The sequence below is a fragment of the Catenulispora yoronensis genome, from assembly GCF_039531695.1.
Taxonomy (GTDB): Bacteria; Actinomycetota; Actinomycetes; order Streptomycetales; family Catenulisporaceae; genus Catenulispora; species Catenulispora yoronensis.
Genome location: NZ_BAAAQN010000181.1, coordinates 1 through 653, shown reverse-complemented (window position 1 = coordinate 653; position 653 = coordinate 1). Strand labels below are relative to the sequence as shown.

1 protein-coding gene and 1 pseudogene are annotated in these 653 nt (G+C 57.0%); both read left to right on the top strand.

Features of this window, described 5'->3' with window-relative positions; translation table 11 throughout:
* The coding region (gene hemH / locus ABD481_RS46670; protein WP_344672345.1) for a ferrochelatase at window positions 1–446 on the top strand (446 nt) is incomplete at its 5' end.
* A gap of 63 nt (window positions 447–509) precedes the next feature.
* Window positions 510–653 (top strand): annotated as a pseudogene (locus tag ABD481_RS46665) (inosine/guanosine kinase); the annotation flags it as partial.

The window sequence follows — 653 nt, the reverse complement described above, 5'->3', positions numbered from 1 at the left end:
CGGCCAGCGTGCGCGCTTCCTTCGCTGTCCATGGGGAACCGGATCTGCTGCTGCTCTCCTATCATGGGATCCCGCAGCGCTATGCCAACCAGGGCGATGATTATCCTCAGCGCTGTCGCGATACGACGCGGGAACTGGTTTCCGCGCTGGGGCTGCCGCCGGAGCGGGTGATGATGACTTTCCAGTCGCGCTTTGGCCGGGAACCCTGGCTGACCCCGTACACCGATGAAACGCTAAAGATGCTCGGCCAGAAAGGGACCAAGCATATTCAGGTGCTGTGCCCGGGGTTTGCCGCCGACTGTCTCGAAACGCTGGAAGAAATCGCCGTCCAGAACCGGGAAATATTCCTCGAAGCAGGCGGCAAGCAATATGAATATATTCCGGCGCTTAATGCGGACGCAGCGCATATTGAGATGATGGTCAATCTGACGGCGCCTTATCGCTGATCGCGCGCAGGGCGGGGAATATGCTACTATTTCCCGCTTGTTCCCTGTTATTTAAGCGCCACTATGAAATTTCCCGGTAAACGCAAATCTAAACACTATTTTCCCGTTAACGCCCGCGATCCGCTGCTGCAGCAAATTCAGCCGGAGAATGAATCCAGCGTCTCCTGGGTGGTCGGTATCGACCAGACGCTGGTGGATATCGAAGCG